Annotated in this window: 14 protein-coding genes; 4 read left to right on the top strand and 10 right to left on the bottom strand. The window is 70.5% G+C overall.

Going from position 1 to position 15034, the window contains the following annotated elements:
- Positions 1 to 107 precede the first annotated feature (107 nt).
- From ACIQVT_RS07955 to ACIQVT_RS07940, 4 genes are all read right to left on the bottom strand, one after another.
- Positions 108 to 1745 (bottom strand): cytochrome bc complex cytochrome b subunit, encoded by a 1638-nt coding sequence (locus ACIQVT_RS07955; protein ID WP_403749193.1) that lies wholly within the window; start codon positions 1743 to 1745, stop codon positions 108 to 110.
- A complete protein-coding gene (locus ACIQVT_RS07950) occupies positions 1742 to 2800 on the bottom strand; it encodes a Rieske 2Fe-2S domain-containing protein (RefSeq protein ID WP_403749191.1) in 1059 nt (352 codons plus the stop codon). Before ACIQVT_RS07950 ends, ACIQVT_RS07955 begins: the two co-directional genes overlap by 4 nt.
- Positions 2797 to 3609 (bottom strand): c-type cytochrome, encoded by an 813-nt coding sequence (locus ACIQVT_RS07945; protein ID WP_403749189.1) that lies wholly within the window; start codon positions 3607 to 3609, stop codon positions 2797 to 2799. The genes ACIQVT_RS07950 and ACIQVT_RS07945 overlap by 4 nt, the downstream gene beginning before the upstream one ends.
- Positions 3610 to 3670: 61 nt before the next feature.
- A complete protein-coding gene (locus ACIQVT_RS07940) occupies positions 3671 to 4291 on the bottom strand; it encodes a heme-copper oxidase subunit III (RefSeq protein WP_403749186.1) in 621 nt (206 codons plus the stop codon).
- 154 nt (positions 4292 to 4445) lie between these two features.
- Here ACIQVT_RS07940 and ACIQVT_RS07935 point away from each other — a divergent pair, with 154 nt between their 5' ends.
- Positions 4446 to 4847: a hypothetical protein gene (locus ACIQVT_RS07935; RefSeq protein WP_403749183.1), complete on the top strand. Its 402-nt coding sequence runs from the start codon at positions 4446 to 4448 to the stop codon at positions 4845 to 4847.
- Positions 4848 to 4954: 107 nt separating this feature from the next.
- Here the strand turns inward: ACIQVT_RS07935 and ACIQVT_RS07930 are convergent, their stop codons facing one another.
- The 4 genes from ACIQVT_RS07930 to coxB all read right to left on the bottom strand — a co-directional run bounded on the left by ACIQVT_RS07930 (position 4955) and on the right by coxB (position 9472).
- Positions 4955 to 6217: an Ig-like domain-containing protein gene (locus tag ACIQVT_RS07930; RefSeq protein ID WP_403749181.1), complete on the bottom strand. Its 1263-nt coding sequence runs from the start codon at positions 6215 to 6217 to the stop codon at positions 4955 to 4957.
- Between the two features lie 167 nt (positions 6218 to 6384).
- Entirely contained in the window at positions 6385 to 6783 is a 399-nt protein-coding gene (locus ACIQVT_RS07925; RefSeq protein ID WP_403749179.1) for a cytochrome c oxidase subunit 4, read from the bottom strand.
- Positions 6780 to 8516 carry a cytochrome c oxidase subunit I gene (gene ctaD, locus ACIQVT_RS07920; RefSeq protein ID WP_403749177.1) on the bottom strand — a complete coding sequence of 579 codons (1737 nt, stop codon included), beginning with the start codon at positions 8514 to 8516 and terminating at the stop codon, positions 6780 to 6782. Before ctaD ends, ACIQVT_RS07925 begins: the two co-directional genes overlap by 4 nt.
- Entirely contained in the window at positions 8513 to 9472 is a 960-nt protein-coding gene (gene coxB, locus ACIQVT_RS07915; protein WP_403749175.1) for a cytochrome c oxidase subunit II, read from the bottom strand. Before coxB ends, ctaD begins: the two co-directional genes overlap by 4 nt.
- 327 nt (positions 9473 to 9799) lie before the next feature.
- Between coxB and ACIQVT_RS07910 the strand changes: the two genes are divergently transcribed.
- Positions 9800 to 11182: a cysteine desulfurase/sulfurtransferase TusA family protein gene (locus ACIQVT_RS07910; protein ID WP_403749173.1), complete on the top strand. Its 1383-nt coding sequence runs from the start codon at positions 9800 to 9802 to the stop codon at positions 11180 to 11182.
- 154 nt (positions 11183 to 11336) lie between these two features.
- On the opposite strand, the gene ACIQVT_RS07905 is transcribed toward ACIQVT_RS07910, so the two are convergent.
- Complete coding sequence (locus ACIQVT_RS07905; protein WP_403749171.1) at positions 11337 to 12311, bottom strand: carbohydrate kinase family protein; 975 nt, start codon at positions 12309 to 12311, stop codon at positions 11337 to 11339.
- A gap of 130 nt (positions 12312 to 12441) precedes the next feature.
- On the opposite strand from ACIQVT_RS07905, the gene ACIQVT_RS07900 reads away from it, so the two are divergent.
- Both ACIQVT_RS07900 and ACIQVT_RS07895 read left to right on the top strand, forming a co-directional pair.
- Positions 12442 to 12651, top strand: coding sequence for a hypothetical protein (locus ACIQVT_RS07900; protein WP_403749168.1), 210 nt, complete (start codon positions 12442 to 12444; stop codon positions 12649 to 12651).
- 121 nt (positions 12652 to 12772) lie between these two features.
- Positions 12773 to 14389, top strand: a complete 1617-nt coding sequence (locus ACIQVT_RS07895) for a hypothetical protein (RefSeq protein ID WP_403749166.1) — start codon at positions 12773 to 12775, stop codon at positions 14387 to 14389.
- Positions 14390 to 14509: 120 nt separating this feature from the next.
- Here the strand turns inward: ACIQVT_RS07895 and erpA are convergent, their stop codons facing one another.
- Positions 14510 to 14866 carry an iron-sulfur cluster insertion protein ErpA gene (gene erpA, locus ACIQVT_RS07890; protein WP_121789178.1) on the bottom strand — a complete coding sequence of 119 codons (357 nt, stop codon included), beginning with the start codon at positions 14864 to 14866 and terminating at the stop codon, positions 14510 to 14512.
- Positions 14867 to 15034: the final 168 nt, after the last annotated feature.

Genomic DNA, 15034 nt, shown 5'->3' with positions numbered 1-15034 from the left:
ACACAGTCCTGCTCCGTCGCCCCCCACCCTATCCAGCCGCGGGCACCGCGAAGGGCCCCGTCCGCGAGGCGGACGGGGCCCTTCTGCGTGGTGTGGCGACGGGGGGATCAGTGGTGGCCGTGGCCGCTCGTGATCTCCTTGAACTCCTCGACGGTCGGCTTCGGGATCTGGCTGTCCTCGCCGTAGTAGGCGTTGGAGAGCTTCACCCGCAGCTTCTGGGAGGAGCCGACCTTGCGCTCGACGCCGTTCTCGTCGGTCGTCGGACCGATCTCGGCGGGCCGGTACTGCTCGTGCGCGGTCAGCGTGTGCAGCTGCTCCTGGCTGAGCGGCTCGTGCACCTCGATGAACTCGCCGTGCGGCAGCCGCTTGATGATGCCGGTCTCGCGGCCGTGCAGCACCTTGTCGCGGTCGCGGCGCTGGAGGCCGAGGCAGATCCGGCGGGTGGCGATGAACGTGAGCACCGGCCCGGCGAAGAACGCGATCCGGACGAACCAGGTGACCGCGTTGATCGACAGGTGGAAGTGGGTGGCGATGATGTCGTTGCCGCCACCGATCAGCATGATCACGTAGCCGGCGACCCAGGCGGCGCCGAAGGCGGTGCGGGTCGGGGCGTTGCGCGGCCGGTCCAGGATGTGGTGCTCGCGCTTGTCACCGGTGATCCAGGACTCGATGAACGGGTACAGCGCGATCACCGCGAGGAACAGGCCGAACAGCACCAGCGGGACGAACACGCCCAGGACCAGCGTGTGGCCCCAGAAGTTGATCTCCCAGCCCGGCATGGCGCGGACGAGACCCTCGGCGAAGCCCATGTACCAGTCGGGCTGGGCGCCCGTGGAGACCTGGTCCGGCCGGTAGGGGCCCATCGCCCAGATCGGGTTGATGGACGCGATGCCGGCGATGAGGGCGATGAAGCCGAACACCAGGAAGAAGAACCCACCGGCCTTGGCCATGTAGACCGGCAGCAGCGGCATGCCGACGACGTTCTTGTTGTTCCGGCCGGGGCCCGCGAACTGCGTGTGCTTGTGGTAGAAGACCAGGATCAGGTGCGCCACCATCAGGCCGAGCATGATGCCCGGCAGCAGCAGGATGTGGATCGAGTAGAACCGGGCCACGAAGTCGTGGCCGGGGAACTCGCCGCCGAACAGGAACATCGAGATGTACGTGCCGACGATCGGCACGGACAGGATCGCGCCCTGGGTGAAGCGGACACCGGTGCCCGAGAGCAGGTCGTCCGGCAGGGAGTAACCGGTGAAGCCGGTGAACATGCCGAGGACGAACAGCAGGAAGCCGAACAGCCAGTTGATCTCACGCGGCTTGCGGAACGCGCCGGTGAAGAACACGCGCATCATGTGCACGAACATGCCGGCGAGGAAGACGACCGCCGCCCAGTGGTGGATCTGCCGGATGAGCAGGCCACCGCGCACGTCGAACGAGATGTGCATGGTCGAGTTGAACGCCTCGGACATCAGCTGTCCCTGGAGCGGGATGTAGCTGCCGTGGTACTCGACCTCGTTCATCGACGGGTGGAAGAACAGTGTCAGGTAGACACCCGTCAGGATGATGATGATGAAGCTGTACATGCAGATCTCGCCGAGCATGAAGGACCAGTGGTCCGGAAAGATCTTGCGCATGTTGGCCTTGGCCAGGGAGTAGATCCCGAGCCGGCCGTCGGCCCAGTCGGCGATCCGCTCGCCGGCCGGGGCCTTCCCGCGGGAGCGGGTCTCGTCGTTCTGTGCAGTACTCATCCGCGCTCCCAGAAAGCAGGACCGACGGGCTCCTCGAAGTCGCCGAGCGCCTGGAGGTAACCCTCACTGTCCACACCGATGCGCAGCTGCGGCAGGGGGTGGCCGGCGGGGCCGAAGATGACCCGGGCGCCGTCGGAGAGGTCGAAGGTGGACTGGTGGCACGGGCAGAGCACGTGGTGCGTCTGCTGCTCGTACAGCGAGATCGGGCAGCCGACGTGGGTGCAGATCTTCGAGAACGCGACGATGCCCTCGTGCGACCAGTCGAGTTCGCGCTTGTCCTTGATGTTGCCCGGCTGGAGCCGGACGATCATCAGGGCGGCCTTGGCCATCTGGTCCTGGAAGTCCTCGGCGCGCTCCTCCAGGCCGTCGGGCTTGGCGAAGGTGAGCGAGCCGACGGCGATGTCCTCGGGACGCAGCGGCTGGTTCGTGTTCATGTTGACCAGGCGCTTGTTCTTCGCCCACAGGGTGTGGCGGAGCTTGGTCCCGGGGGCCGGGCCCAGACCGCCGAGCAGCATCACGCCGGAGAGCGGCACCAGGGCCAGCGCGCCGAACATGGTGGTGCGGATCAGCTTGCGGCGGCCGAGCGCCGACTCCTTGGCCCCCAGGCGGAAGTCGTCGTGGACCTTCGCGCGGACCTCGGGCGGGGCCTCGATCGGGTGCCGGTCGTCGGCGACCTCGACGTCGGACATCAGGGTGCGGGCCCAGTGGACCGCGCCCGCGCCGATGCAGAACAGGGCGATGCCCAGGGTCAGGCCGAGCGCGAAGTTCATCGCGCTGATGTGCCCGAGCGGGAAGACGAAGATCGACTTGTCGTTCGGGATCGCCAGGTACGCGGCGATGAAGCCGATCGTCGCCAGCATCGACACCGTGAACAGCAGGGCGACCATGCGCTCGGACCGCTTGGCGGCCCGCTCGTCGATGTCCTGGATGCGGTGCTCGTGGGGCGGCAGACCGGGGTTCGCGAACGGGTTCTCGTGGTCCGCGACGTCTACCGCGCCGTGCGCGTGGTCCCGCCCGGCGGGCAGGTTCTCTTCTGGAATGTCTTGGCTACTCATGACTTCTTGGCCTTTGCGGTCCGGGCGGCGACCCACACGGCGACGGCGATCAGTCCGCCGAGACCGAAGATCCAGCCGAAGAGACCCTCGCTGACCGGCCCGACGCCGCCCAGCTCCAGGCCACCCGGGTTCTCCGTCTCATCGCCGTCGACCGCGTTCAGGTACGCGATGATGTCCTTCTTGTTCTTCTCCGACATCGTGGTGTCGGGGAAGGACGGCATGTTCTGCGGGCCGGTCTGCATGGCCTCGTAGATGTGCTTGGGAGCGACACCCTCCAGGCTCGGCGCGTACTTGCCCTCGGTGAGGGCACCGCCCTTGCCGGTGAAGTTGTGGCACTGCGCGCAGTTGGTCCGGAACAGTTCGCCGCCCTTGGCGATGTCCGCGCCGGCCGGGCCGTACTGGTCCTTGGTCGGCACGCTCGGGCCGGCGCCCAGCGACGCGACGAACGCGGCCAGCTGGTCGATCTCGGTCTGCGTGTAGCTGACCTTCTTGCGCGGGAGCTGGGCCATCTCGGAGGTGGAGGCCGGCATACGGCCGGTTCCCACCTGGAAGTCGACCGCGGCCGCACCCACGCCGACCAGGCTGGGGCCGTCGGAGGAGCCCTGGCCACCGGTGCCGTGGCAGCTGGCGCAGCCGACCTCGTAGAGCTTCTTGCCCTCCTTGATGGTCAGGGACTGGGAGGTGTCATCGGCCTGCGCCTTGCCCGCGGGCGCGAACGCGGCGTACAGCCCCCCAGTGGCCGCCAGCGCGAGGAGTAGGACGACGACCGCCGCCAGCGGATGGCGTCGTCGTGCGGAGAGCTTTTTCACGGATTACCCCGGTGTCAGGATCTTCTGCGTCGGTGCTTCTGGATTGCGGGAGCGGTCGCCGCTACTTGATCAGGTAGATCGTGGCGAAGAGGCCGATCCAGACGACATCGACGAAGTGCCAGTAGTAGGACACGACGATGGCCGCGGTCGCCTGCTCGTGCGTGAACCTCTTGGCCGCGTAGGTGCGGCCGAGGACCAGCAGGAAGGCGATCAGGCCGCCCGTCACGTGCAGGCCGTGGAAGCCGGTGGTCAGGTAGAACACCGAGCCGTACGGGTCGGAGGAGAGCGAGATGCCGTCCTTCCTCACCAGCTCCGTGTACTCGTAGATCTGACCGCCGATGAAGATCGCGCCCATGATGAAGGTGAGCGTGAACCAACCTCGGAGCTTCTTCACGTCGCCGCGTTCGGCAGCGAACACACCGAGCTGGCAGGTGAGGGAGGAGAGCACCAGGATCGTGGTGTTCGTCGCGGAGAAGGGCACGTTGAGCGCGTGCGCCATCTCCTTCCAATGAGCCGGTCCGGTCACCGACCGGAGGGTGAAGTACATCGCGAAGAGGGCCGCGAAGAACATCAGCTCGGAACTCAGCCAGATGATGGTTCCGACGCTGGTGAGGTTCGGCCGGTTGACCGACGGGTGCGCGTGCCCGGTTTCTACTGTCGTTGCTGTCGCCACGACCGACATTATGTCGGTCGCTTATCCCGCCCTCACCCCGGGGGGTGCCGTTCGGAGTGTTGCCGCCCGTCGAACCGGTGCTGACGTGGTGTTCATGGGAGTAACATCCGCCCGAACGGCCCTGTCCGTCCTGTCCGTACGACGCTGACGTCCCGGAGGAACAATGCAGCCGACCGCCACGGTGCTGGTCTACAGCGACGACTCCAACACCCGCGAGCAAGTACGGCTGGCCGCCGGGCGCAGGCCGGCCCCGGACGTGCCCCTGGTGGAGTTCCTGGAGTGCGCGACCCCGGAGGCGGTCCTGCGCGAGCTGGACCGGGGCGGCGTCGACGTCTGCGTCCTGGACGGCGAGGCCGTGCCGATGGGGGGCATGGGAATGTGCCGGCAGATCAAGGACGAGGTGTTCGACTGCCCGCCGGTGCTGCTGCTGATGGGGCGCCCGCAGGACGCCTGGCTGGCCACCTGGAGCCGCGCCGACGCCGCCGTGACGCTCCCGGTGGACCCGGTGGACCTCGCCGCCTCGCTGGCCTCCCTGCTGCGCCGCAAGCGGCTGCTGAGCGCCTAGCGGCCCGGGGCGCGGGACCGCCGGGGGCGCCGGCGGCCCCGTGGGCGCTCGGGGCGCCCACGGGGGCGGGCCGCACGCCGGGACGGCCCCGCACCCCTGGACGACGTTCACACGGCCGTCGGCTGGAGGCGCAGCGCGTCTCCCGGTGCCGGGCCGTCCGGTGTGCCGTTGAAGAGGGCGCTGCCCTGGCGCCACTTCGCCCAGTCGACGTTCCAGTCGCCGAAGCCGTTGCCGAAGGGCTCCATCGCGTTGCCGTCGGAGTTGACGACGCGCACGATGTCGCCCTCGCGGACGGTGTCGAAGAACCACTCGGCGTTGGACGTGCTCATGCCGGTGCAGCCGTGGCTGACGTTGGCGTACCCCTGCGAGCCCACGGACCAGGGGGCGGCGTGGACGTACTCGCCGGACCAGGTCACCCGGGTGGCGTAGTAGACGGGCAGGTCGTAGGAGTCGGAGCTGCCCTCGGCGATCCCGACCGTGGTGCTGCGCATGCGTACGAACTGTTGCTTGCCGAGCACGACCTTGACGCCGTTGCGGGTCTCGTAGCCGGGCTTGCCGGTGGTGACGGGGATCTGGTTGATCTCCACACCGTTCTTGAAGACCGTCATCTGGTGCGACGAGGCGTCGGTGACGGCCTCGACCCGGTCGCCCGTGGTGATCTTCAGGGGCTTGGCGGCGCCGCCGAACAGCCGGTCGCCGATCCGGATGCCGTCCAGGTTGCTGTGCACCCGGACGGTGGCGTGGGCGGGCCAGTACTCCTTGGGGCGGTAGTGGAGTTCCTTGCCGTCCACCCAGTACCAGGCGCCCTGCACGGCCGGCGTGGACTCCACCCGCAGGCCGCGTTCGATGACGGCGCGCTGGGCCTTGTCCTTGATCTCCTGGCCGAGCTGGGCCGTGATGGGCTGCCCGACGCCGTAGGTGCCCGCCTGGGGTCCGAAGGTGACGGCCAGGCGCTTCTTGCTGGTGGGCTTGCTGGTCTCGAACGTGAGGACCTTGCGGCCGGGTGACCCGTCCTCGTCCTCGGTGCTCACCGTGACCGTGTAGTGGGCGTCGGCGGCCAGGGGGGAGGTGCTGTGCCAGCGACTGCCGTCGGCGGCGAGTTCGCCCGCTACGTGACGCCCCGTGGAGTCCTGGGCGGTGACGTCCGTGATGCGCCCCTCGTCACCGTTGGCGGTGACCTCCAGGGGCTTGTCCGGGTCGGCCCGCTTCTCTGCACCGGTGGGGCCGTTGAAGGAGATCAGGCCCGCTGCGTCGTACGGCTTGGCCGACAGGGGGTTGCCGTCCGAACCGCAGGCGGTGACGCCCGCGCCGAGGGCGGTCACCAGCAGGGTGCAGCTGACGACGGTGCGGGTCCGCGGAAAGTGGTTCATATGATCACGCTATGAGGCGGAGACCTTACCGGCGCGGCAGGTAATCCGTACGAGCGAACGACACTCCGGCAAAGGACGGACACGGACGGGCACGCCCGGGCCCGGGAACGACGGGAGCCCGGACCCTCCTCGCGGAGGGGTCCGGGCTCCCGGTGCGTCCGGTGGTGCTACTGGGTGCGGTTCTCACCGCGGTAGTACTCGAACACCCAGCCGAACAGGCCGATCATGATGATCGGGGCGGCGAAGTACAGCAGCCACCAGCCGACCGCGACACCGAGGAAGGCGAACGCGCCGCCGACGCCCAGCATGAGCGGCTGCCAGCTGTGCGGGCTGAAGAAGCCCAGCTCGCCCGCGTCGTCCGCGACGTCCGCCTCCTTGTCGTCCTGCGCGCCCGCGTCGACCCGCCGGGCGGTGAAGCCCAGATAGAAGCCGATCATGACGGTCAGGCCGAAGGCCAGGAACAGCGCGGTGGTGCCGGCCGGCTCCTTCGACCACACGCCGTACACGACGGCCATGATCAGGATGAAGGCGCTGAGCCAGATGAACAGCCAGCCCTGGATCTTCACTTGCCGGCCTCCTTGCTGCCCGTGACAGCGCTGGTGCCGTGGCCGGCGTGCTCAAGCTGCTCGAGGGCGGCGATCTCGGGGTGGTGCAGGTCGAACGCCGGGGATTCGCTGCGGATCCGCGGCAGGGTGAGGAAGTTGTGCCGCGGCGGCGGGCAGGAGGTCGCCCACTCCAGCGAGCGGCCGTAGCCCCACGGGTCGTCCACGCCGACCGGCTTGCCGTACTTGGCTGTCTTCCACACGTTGTAGAGGAACGGCAGGATCGACAGGCCCAGCAGGAACGAGCTGATCGTCGAGACCGTGTTCAGGGCGGTGAACCCGTCGGCCGCCAGGTAGTCGGCGTACCGGCGGGGCATGCCCTCGGCGCCCAGCCAGTGCTGGACCAGGAAGGTGCCGTGGAAGCCGATGAACAGCGTCCAGAAGGTGATCTTGCCGAGGCGCTCGTCCAGCATCTTGCCGGTCCACTTCGGCCACCAGAAGTGGAAGCCGGAGAACATCGCGAAGACGACCGTGCCGAACACGACGTAGTGGAAGTGCGCCACCACGAAGTACGAGTCCGAGACGTGGAAGTCCATCGGCGGCGAGGCCAGGATGACACCGGTCAGACCACCGAACGTGAAGGTGATCAGGAAGCCGGTGGCCCACAGCATCGGTGTCTCGAAGGACAGTGAGCCCTTCCACATCGTGCCGATCCAGTTGAAGAACTTCACACCGGTCGGGACGGCGATCAGGAAGGTCATGAAGGAGAAGAACGGCAGCAGGACACCGCCGGTGACGTACATGTGGTGGGCCCACACGGTCACGGACAGGCCGGCGATCGCGATCGTCGCGGCGATCAGCCCCATGTAGCCGAACATCGGCTTGCGGCTGAACACCGGGATCACTTCGGAGATGATCCCGAAGAACGGTAGCGCGATGATGTACACCTCTGGATGGCCGAAGAACCAGAAGAGGTGTTGCCACAGCAGGGCTCCGCCGTTGGCGGCGTCGAAGACGTGGGCGCCGAACTTGCGGTCCGCCTCCAGGGCGAACAGCGCGGCGGCCAGCACCGGGAAGGCCAGCAGGACCAGCACACCGGTCAGCAGCACGTTCCACACGAAGATCGGCATGCGGAACATGGTCATGCCGGGGGCGCGCATGCAGATGATCGTGGTGATGAAGTTGACCGAGCCGAGGATCGTGCCGAAGCCGGAGAAGGCCAGACCCATGATCCACATGTCGGCGCCCATGCCCGGGGACCGGACCGCGTTCGACAGCGGGGAGTAGGCGAACCAGCCGAAGTCGGCGGCACCCTGCGGGGTGAGGAAGCCGGCCACCGCGACGAGCGAACCGAACAGGTACAGCCAGTAGGCGAACATGTTCAGTCGCGGGAACGCCACGTCGGGCGCACCGATCTGGAGCGGCATGATCCAGTTCGCGAAGCCCGCGAACAGCGGGGTGGCGAACATCAGCAGCATCACGGTGCCGTGCATCGTGAACGCCTGGTTGAACTGCTCGTTCGACATGAACTGGAGGCCCGGCCGGGCCAGCTCGGCGCGCATGAGCAGCGCCATCACGCCACCGATCAGGAAGAACGCGAACGACGTCGCCAGATACAGCGTGCCGATGGTCTTGTGATCGGTGGTGGTGAGCCACTTGATGACGACTTCACCGCGGCGCTGGCGCCGGACCGGCAGCTCGTCCTCGTAGTGGGACCCTGCTGCCGCGGCACCCTGGGATTCGTTGAGGATGCTCACAGGATGTTCGACTCCCGGTTCTTCTCGTGGGTCGTCTGCTCGATACCCGCGGGGATGTAACCGGTCTGCCCCTTCTTGACGAGGTCCTTGAGGTGCTGCTCGTAGCGCTCCGGGGAGACGACCTTCACGTTGAACAGCATGCGGGAGTGGTCGACGCCGCAGAGCTCGGCGCACTTGCCCCGGAAGGTGCCCTCCTTGTTGGGAGTCACCTGGAAGGCGTTGGGGTGGCCCGGGATGACGTCCTGCTTCATCAGGAACGGCAGCACCCAGAACGAGTGGATGACGTCGCGCGAGGTCAGGACGAAGCGGACCGTCTTGCCCTTGGGCAGCCACAGCGTCGGACCGGGGTTGCCGGTCTGCGGGTTGCGCGTACCGGGCACACCGGCGTCGTAGACGCCGCCGGCGTTCGGCGGGAAGTACTTCTTGTAGCGGTCCGGGACGCCGGCGAGGTTCGCGTCGGTCCGCGCGTCACCGGTGGAACCGGGAACGGCCGCGATGTAGTTGAAGCCCCAGCTCCACTGGTAGCCGACCACGTTGACCGTGACGTCGGGCTTCTTCGACATGTCGAGGAGCTTGGACTCGTCCCGGGCCGTGAAGTAGAAGAGCACCGAGATGATGATGATCGGGACCACTGTGTAGAGGGCCTCGATCGGCATGTTGTACCGCGTCTGCGGAGGTACTTCGATCTTCGTGCGGCTGCGCCGGTGGAAGAAAGCACTCCACAGGATCAGGCCCCACACCAGCACGCCGACGGCGAGCGCGGCAGCCCAGGAACCCTGCCACAGGGAGAGGATCCGCGGAGCCTCTTCCGTGGTCGGGGTGGGCATGCCAAGGCGGGGGAAGTCCTTGTATGTGCAACCGGTTGCGGTCGCCAGGACCAGGCCCGCGGTCAGTGCCTGCAGCAGCTTCCGCCGCATCGGGCGCCGCGGCGAGCGGTCGGAGCCGTTGGGACTCACGTAGCGCCTTCCCGAGAGTCTCGCCCGCGCGGTCGGCTGCGGCCTTCTCGCTGGTCGGTCGCCGCCCTGCGTCGGGCAGGGGTTTGGATGTTTATGCGGACCAAACCCTAGCCGACGCCCTTCGGGGGTTCGCGGGGAGGGGGGCATACGCGCCGCCTGTCACTCCGACGGGGTGGGATCGGGCGCCTGATAGCTCGGGGTTGTCATGGTTCGGGGCACCGGCCGGAACACGTCATGGCTGCTCGGAGCGGGCGGCGGCCCCTGGTTCGGGCCCGGTCGCGCGCCCCTGCGGCGGGCCACCCCGGGGCCACGTTCTACCGTGGCCGTGTGTCCTACTTCGACGCGGCCTCCGCCGCCCCGCTCCACCCCGTGGCCCGCCAGGCCCTGTCGGCCGCGCTGGACGACGGCTGGGCCGATCCCGCCCGGCTCCACCGGGAGGGGCGCAGGGCGCGGATGCTGCTGGACGCCGCCCGGGAGGCGGCCGCCGAGGCCGTGGGGTGCCGGGCGGACGAGGTCGTGTTCACCCCGTCCGGGACCCGGGCCGTGCACAGCGGGACGACGGGGGCGCTGGCCGGGCGGCGCCGGACCGGACGCCACCTGATCGTGTCCTCGGTCGAACACTCCTGCGTCCTCCATTCGGCGGACGTGTGGGAGGCGGACTGGGGTACGGTCACCCGGGTGGCCGTCGGCCGGACGGGGGCCGTCGACCCGTCGGTCTTCGCCGCCGCGCTCCGCCCGGACACCGCGCTGGCCTGCCTCCAGTCGGCCAACCACGAGGTGGGCACCGTGCAGCCGGTGGCCGAGGTGGCCGAGGCGTGCCGCGCGGCCGGGGTGCCGCTGCTGGTGGACGCGGCGCAGTCGCTGGGCTGGGGGCCGGTCGAGGGCGACTGGTCGCTGCTGGCGGCCAGCGCGCACAAGTGGGGCGGCCCGCCGGGGGCCGGACTCCTCGTGGTGCGCAAGGGGGTGCGGTTCGCCCCCCAGGGGCCGGTGGACGAGCGGGAGTCGGGCCGGGCGCCCGGCTTCGAGAACCTCCCGGCGATCGTGGCGGCCGTGGCCTCGCTGCGGGCGGTGCGGGCCGAGGCGGCCCAGGAGGCGGTACGGCTGCGGGAGCTGACGGAACGGATCCGGACGCGGGTGCCGCGACTGGTGCCGGACGTCGAGGTGGTCGGTGACCCCGAGCACCGGCTCCCCGGGATCGTCACCTTCTCCTGCCTCTACGTCGACGGCGAGGCGCTCCTGCACGAGCTGGACCGGGCCGGCTTCTCGGTCTCCTCCGGCTCGTCCTGCACCAGCAGCACGCTGACGCCCAGCCATGTGCTGAGGGCGATGGGCGTGCTGAGCGAGGGCAACGTCCGGGTGTCCCTGGCACCGGGCACGGCCGAGGCGGACGTGGAGCGGTTCCTCCAGGTGCTGCCGGGGGCGGTGGCCGGGGTGCGGGAGAAACTGGGCGCGCCCGCCCCGGCGCCGGCGACCGCCGTCCGGGCGACGGAACTCCTCGTCGACGCGCTCGGCAGGCGGTGCCCCATCCCGGTCATCGAACTGGCCAAGGTGATCGGGGACGTACCGGTGGGCGGCACCGTACGGGTGCTGTCCGACGACGAGGCGGCCCGGCTGGACATCCCGGCGTGGTGCGAGATGCGCGGACAGCACTACGCCGGCGAGGAACCGGCGGAACGGGGCACGGCCTACCTGGTCCGCCGCCTGACCTGACGGGAACCGCCCCGGGACAGGAGGCCGTCGGACACGGCCAGGGCGTGGGTCCGGCGTCCGGTTCTCGGGGTGCGGCTCCCGAAGGTGGGCGCGGGGCAGCGGTCCGCCCCGGGCGCGGCTCCCGGAGGGGACGCGTCCGGGGCGGGGGCGTGGGTCAGTGGAGGTGGCGGTTGACCTCTTCGGCGGCCGGTTCGCCGTAGGCCTTGGTGAAGCGCTCCATGAAGGACGACCGGAGCAGCCGGTACTCCTGCGTGCCCACGGTCTCGATGACGAGCGTGGCCAGCATGCAGCCGACCTGCGCCGCGCGCTCCAGGGAGACCCCCCAGGCCAGCCCGGAGAGGAAGCCCGCGCGGAAGGCGTCGCCGACGCCCGTGGGGTCGGCCTTGCGCTCCTCGTCGGGGCAGCCGACCTCGATCGGGTCCTCGCCGGTCCGCTCGATGCGCACGCCGCGCGCGCCGAGCGTGGTGACGCGGTGGCCGACCTTGGCGAGGATCTCCTCGTCGCTCCAGCCGGTCTTGGACTCGATCAGCCCCTTCTCGTACTCGTTGGAGAAGAGGTAGGTGGCGCCGTCGAGCAGGATGCGGATCTCCTCGCCGCCCATGCGGGCGATCTGCTGGGAGAAGTCGGCGGCGAACGGGATGCCCCGGGAGCGGCACTCCTCGGTGTGGCGGAGCATCGCCTCGGGGTCGTCGGCGCCGATGACGACCAGGTCCAGGCCGTCCACCCGGTCCGCGACGGTCTTCAGCTCGATCAGGCGCGCCTCGCTCATCGCGCCGGTGTAGAAGGAGCCGATCTGGTTGTGGTCGGCGTCCGTGGTGCACACGAAGCGGGCGGTGTGCAGGGTCTCGGAGATGCGGACGGACTCGGTGTCCACGCCGTGCCGGTCGAGCCAGGCGCGGTACTCGTCGAAGTCGAAGCCGGCGGCTCCGACGAGGATGGGCCGGGTGCCGAGCTGGCCCATGCCGAAGGCGATGTTGGCGCCCACGCCGCCCCGCCGCACGTCGAGGTTGTCGACGAGGAAGGAGAGGGAAACCGTGTGCAGCTGGTCCGCCACGAACTGGTCGGCGAAGCGGCCTGGGAAGGTCATGAGGTGGTCGGTGGCGATGGAGCCGGTGACTGCGATGCGCACGACGCGAATTCTCCTGCGGGAGGCTGAGTTGACAGTTCACGCTACCCGCTCGGGAGCCGCCTCAGTAGGTGGCGAAACTACCCGATAGTAGATCTTTCTTCGCGGCCGGTGACGTGCTTACGGTGCGGTCATGACGAACCCGAAGGTCACCTCCCCCGCCCCGGCCGACACCGACGGCGACCTGGCCGCGCTGCGCGGCGACTGCGCCCGGATGGCCCCGCACTGGGCGGCCCCCGAGCGCGCCGAGCACCGGCCCGTGTCGCCGTCCCGCATCCACGGCGTGTCGGTGCCCGCGCGGTCCGCCCGGCTGCTGGACGCCATGTCGGAGTACGGCGACTGATCCGCGGGAGTCCCGGGGCGGGCCCGCGGGCGCGCCCCGGGGAACCGTGCGCTCCCTTCCCGCGTCCCACCGGCGTCCCCCGCGCCGGGGACGCGGGACACGATCAGCGAGGAGCGATGCGGTGAACACCGAGCGGCCTGAGAACCCCGGGGACGCGGACCTTCCCCGTCCGTCCGGAGAACCCGCGGCGACCCCCTCCGGGGCGTCCGCGTCCGACGACAGCGACCCCCGGTCCCCCGCCGAGGTGCCGGACGTCTCCACGCGGCCCGAGTCCGCCGAGGGGACGAGCCGGCGGCGGCCGGCCTCCCTCGTCGTGACCGTCGCCGCCGCGGCCGTGCTGCTGGCCGGGGGCGGCGGAGCGTACCTCGCCGCGAGCGGCGACGGCGCCGGCCGTACGGGCACGGCGGCCGCGTCCGGCGGCGGGGACACCGCTCCCCCGCCGCTCGCCCTGGACGGCTGGTCCGCCGACGGCACGCGCGGTGTCGCGCCCGGTGAGCCGGCCCCGTACGGCGCCCGGTACGTGGCGCAGGGCCATCTGCCGGGCGGGCCGCGCTCGGCGCCGGTGTACGGGCCGGGGGCCGAGGTCGGCCGGGACCGGGTGGTGCGGCTGGCGAAGGCGCTGGGCGTGGAGGGCACCCCGGTGGCCGAGGGACGGTTGTGGCGGATCGGTGGTCAGGACGGCTCCGGGCCGGTCCTGGAGGTGCGCCGGGACGCCCCCGGCAACTGGACGTTCTCCCGGCTGGCGCCCGGCACCGACGACTGCCGGAAGGTGACGGTCTGCGCCCACGACCCGGCCGCCCCGGCGGGGGCCCCGGTGAGCGTGGCCGCGGCCGAGAAGGCGGCGGCGCCGGTGCTGAGGGCGGCGGGGCTGGACGGCGCGCGGACCGACGCGAGCCAGGTCATGGGCGACCAGCGGGTGGTCGAAGCCGACCCGGTCGTCGGCGGCCTGCCCACGTACGGCTGGACGACCGGCCTGACCGTCGGCCGGCGCGGTGAGGTGGTCGGCGGACAGGGGCTGCTGGCCACGCCGGTGAAGGGCGACACGTACCCGGTGCTGGGCGCCCGCCGGACCCTGGAGCTGCTGAACGGGCCGGCGGCGGACGGCCACCGGATGGGGATCGGCGGGTGCGCCAGTCCGGTGCCGTTGAAGGACCGGCTGGAGCAGCCGTGCGGTGCGGCCGCCGGGGCGAGCGCGTCCGCGGCGCCCCGGGACACGCTGACGGTGCGGAAGGCGGTGTTCGGGCTGGCCGCGCACTCCGTCGGCGGCCGGCGGGCGCTGGTGCCCTCCTGGCTGTTCCAGGTGCGGGGCTCCACGGCGGGCGACGCGTTCACGGTGACGTACCCGGCGGTGGACCCGGCGCACCTGGCGGCGGCGTCCCCGTCCCCGGTGACCGCCGAGCCCTCGTCGGCGCCGGCCTCCGCGACGCCCGGCAGGAGCCGCGAGGTGCGGGTGAGCGCCTACACGGCGGACGGGCGGACGCTGAACCTGAGCTTCTCCGGCGGGGTGTGCGCCGACTACCGGACGTCGGCCCGCGAGAGCGGTGGCCGGGTGACCGTGAGGGTCACCGAGACGCCGTGGCCGGGCCGGGTGTGCGTGCTGATCGCCAGGGAGTACGTGAAGACCGTGCGGCTGGGCGCGCCGCTGGACGGACGGAGCGTGGTCGGCACCGACGGCCGGGAGGTCGCGAGGGCCGTGGCCGGCTCGCTGCGGCCGGACGCGGCGGCGCGACCGCGCTGACCCGCCCCCGTACGCCCGCCCGGCCCACCCGTCCCGCACGCACGAGGGCGGCGGCCCCGGTCAGGGGGGCCGCCGCCCTCGTCACACCGCCGGCGGTCGCGCCGCCGGACGGTCACACCGTCAGCTGAAGGAGTCGCCGCAGGCGCAGGAGCCGGTCGCGTTGGGGTTGTCGATCGTGAAGCCCTGCTTCTCGATGGTGTCCACGAAGTCCACGGTCGCGCCGCCCAGGTACGGGGCGCTCATGCGGTCGGTGACGACCTTGACGCCGTCGAAGTCCTTCTCGACGTCGCCGTCGAGCGAGCGCTCGTCGAAGAAGAGCTGGTAGCGCAGGCCGGAGCAGCCGCCGGGCTGGACGGCGACGCGCAGTGCGAGGTCGTCACGGCCTTCCTGGTCGAGCAGGGCCTTCACCTTGGCCGCGGCGGCGTCGGTCAGGATGATGCCGTCGGTGACGGTGGTGGTCTCGTCCGATACGGACATCTACATCTCTCCCGGGTTGTACGGAGACTGCTTGCCGACGAGTGCAACCGGCGGTTCCGCGGATTCATTCCGGGCCGGGCAGTCACGTGGTCGCGTTCGTTGTTCTTTCTTCATGCTCGCACATGCCCGTGGAAGCGGGCAGCGGCCCGGAGAGGGGACTTCGGCGGG

This window comes from Streptomyces sp. NPDC100445, assembly GCF_044759735.1.
Lineage (GTDB): Bacteria > Actinomycetota > Actinomycetes > Streptomycetales > Streptomycetaceae > Streptomyces.
This window is presented reverse-complemented; position numbering and strand designations above follow the sequence as displayed.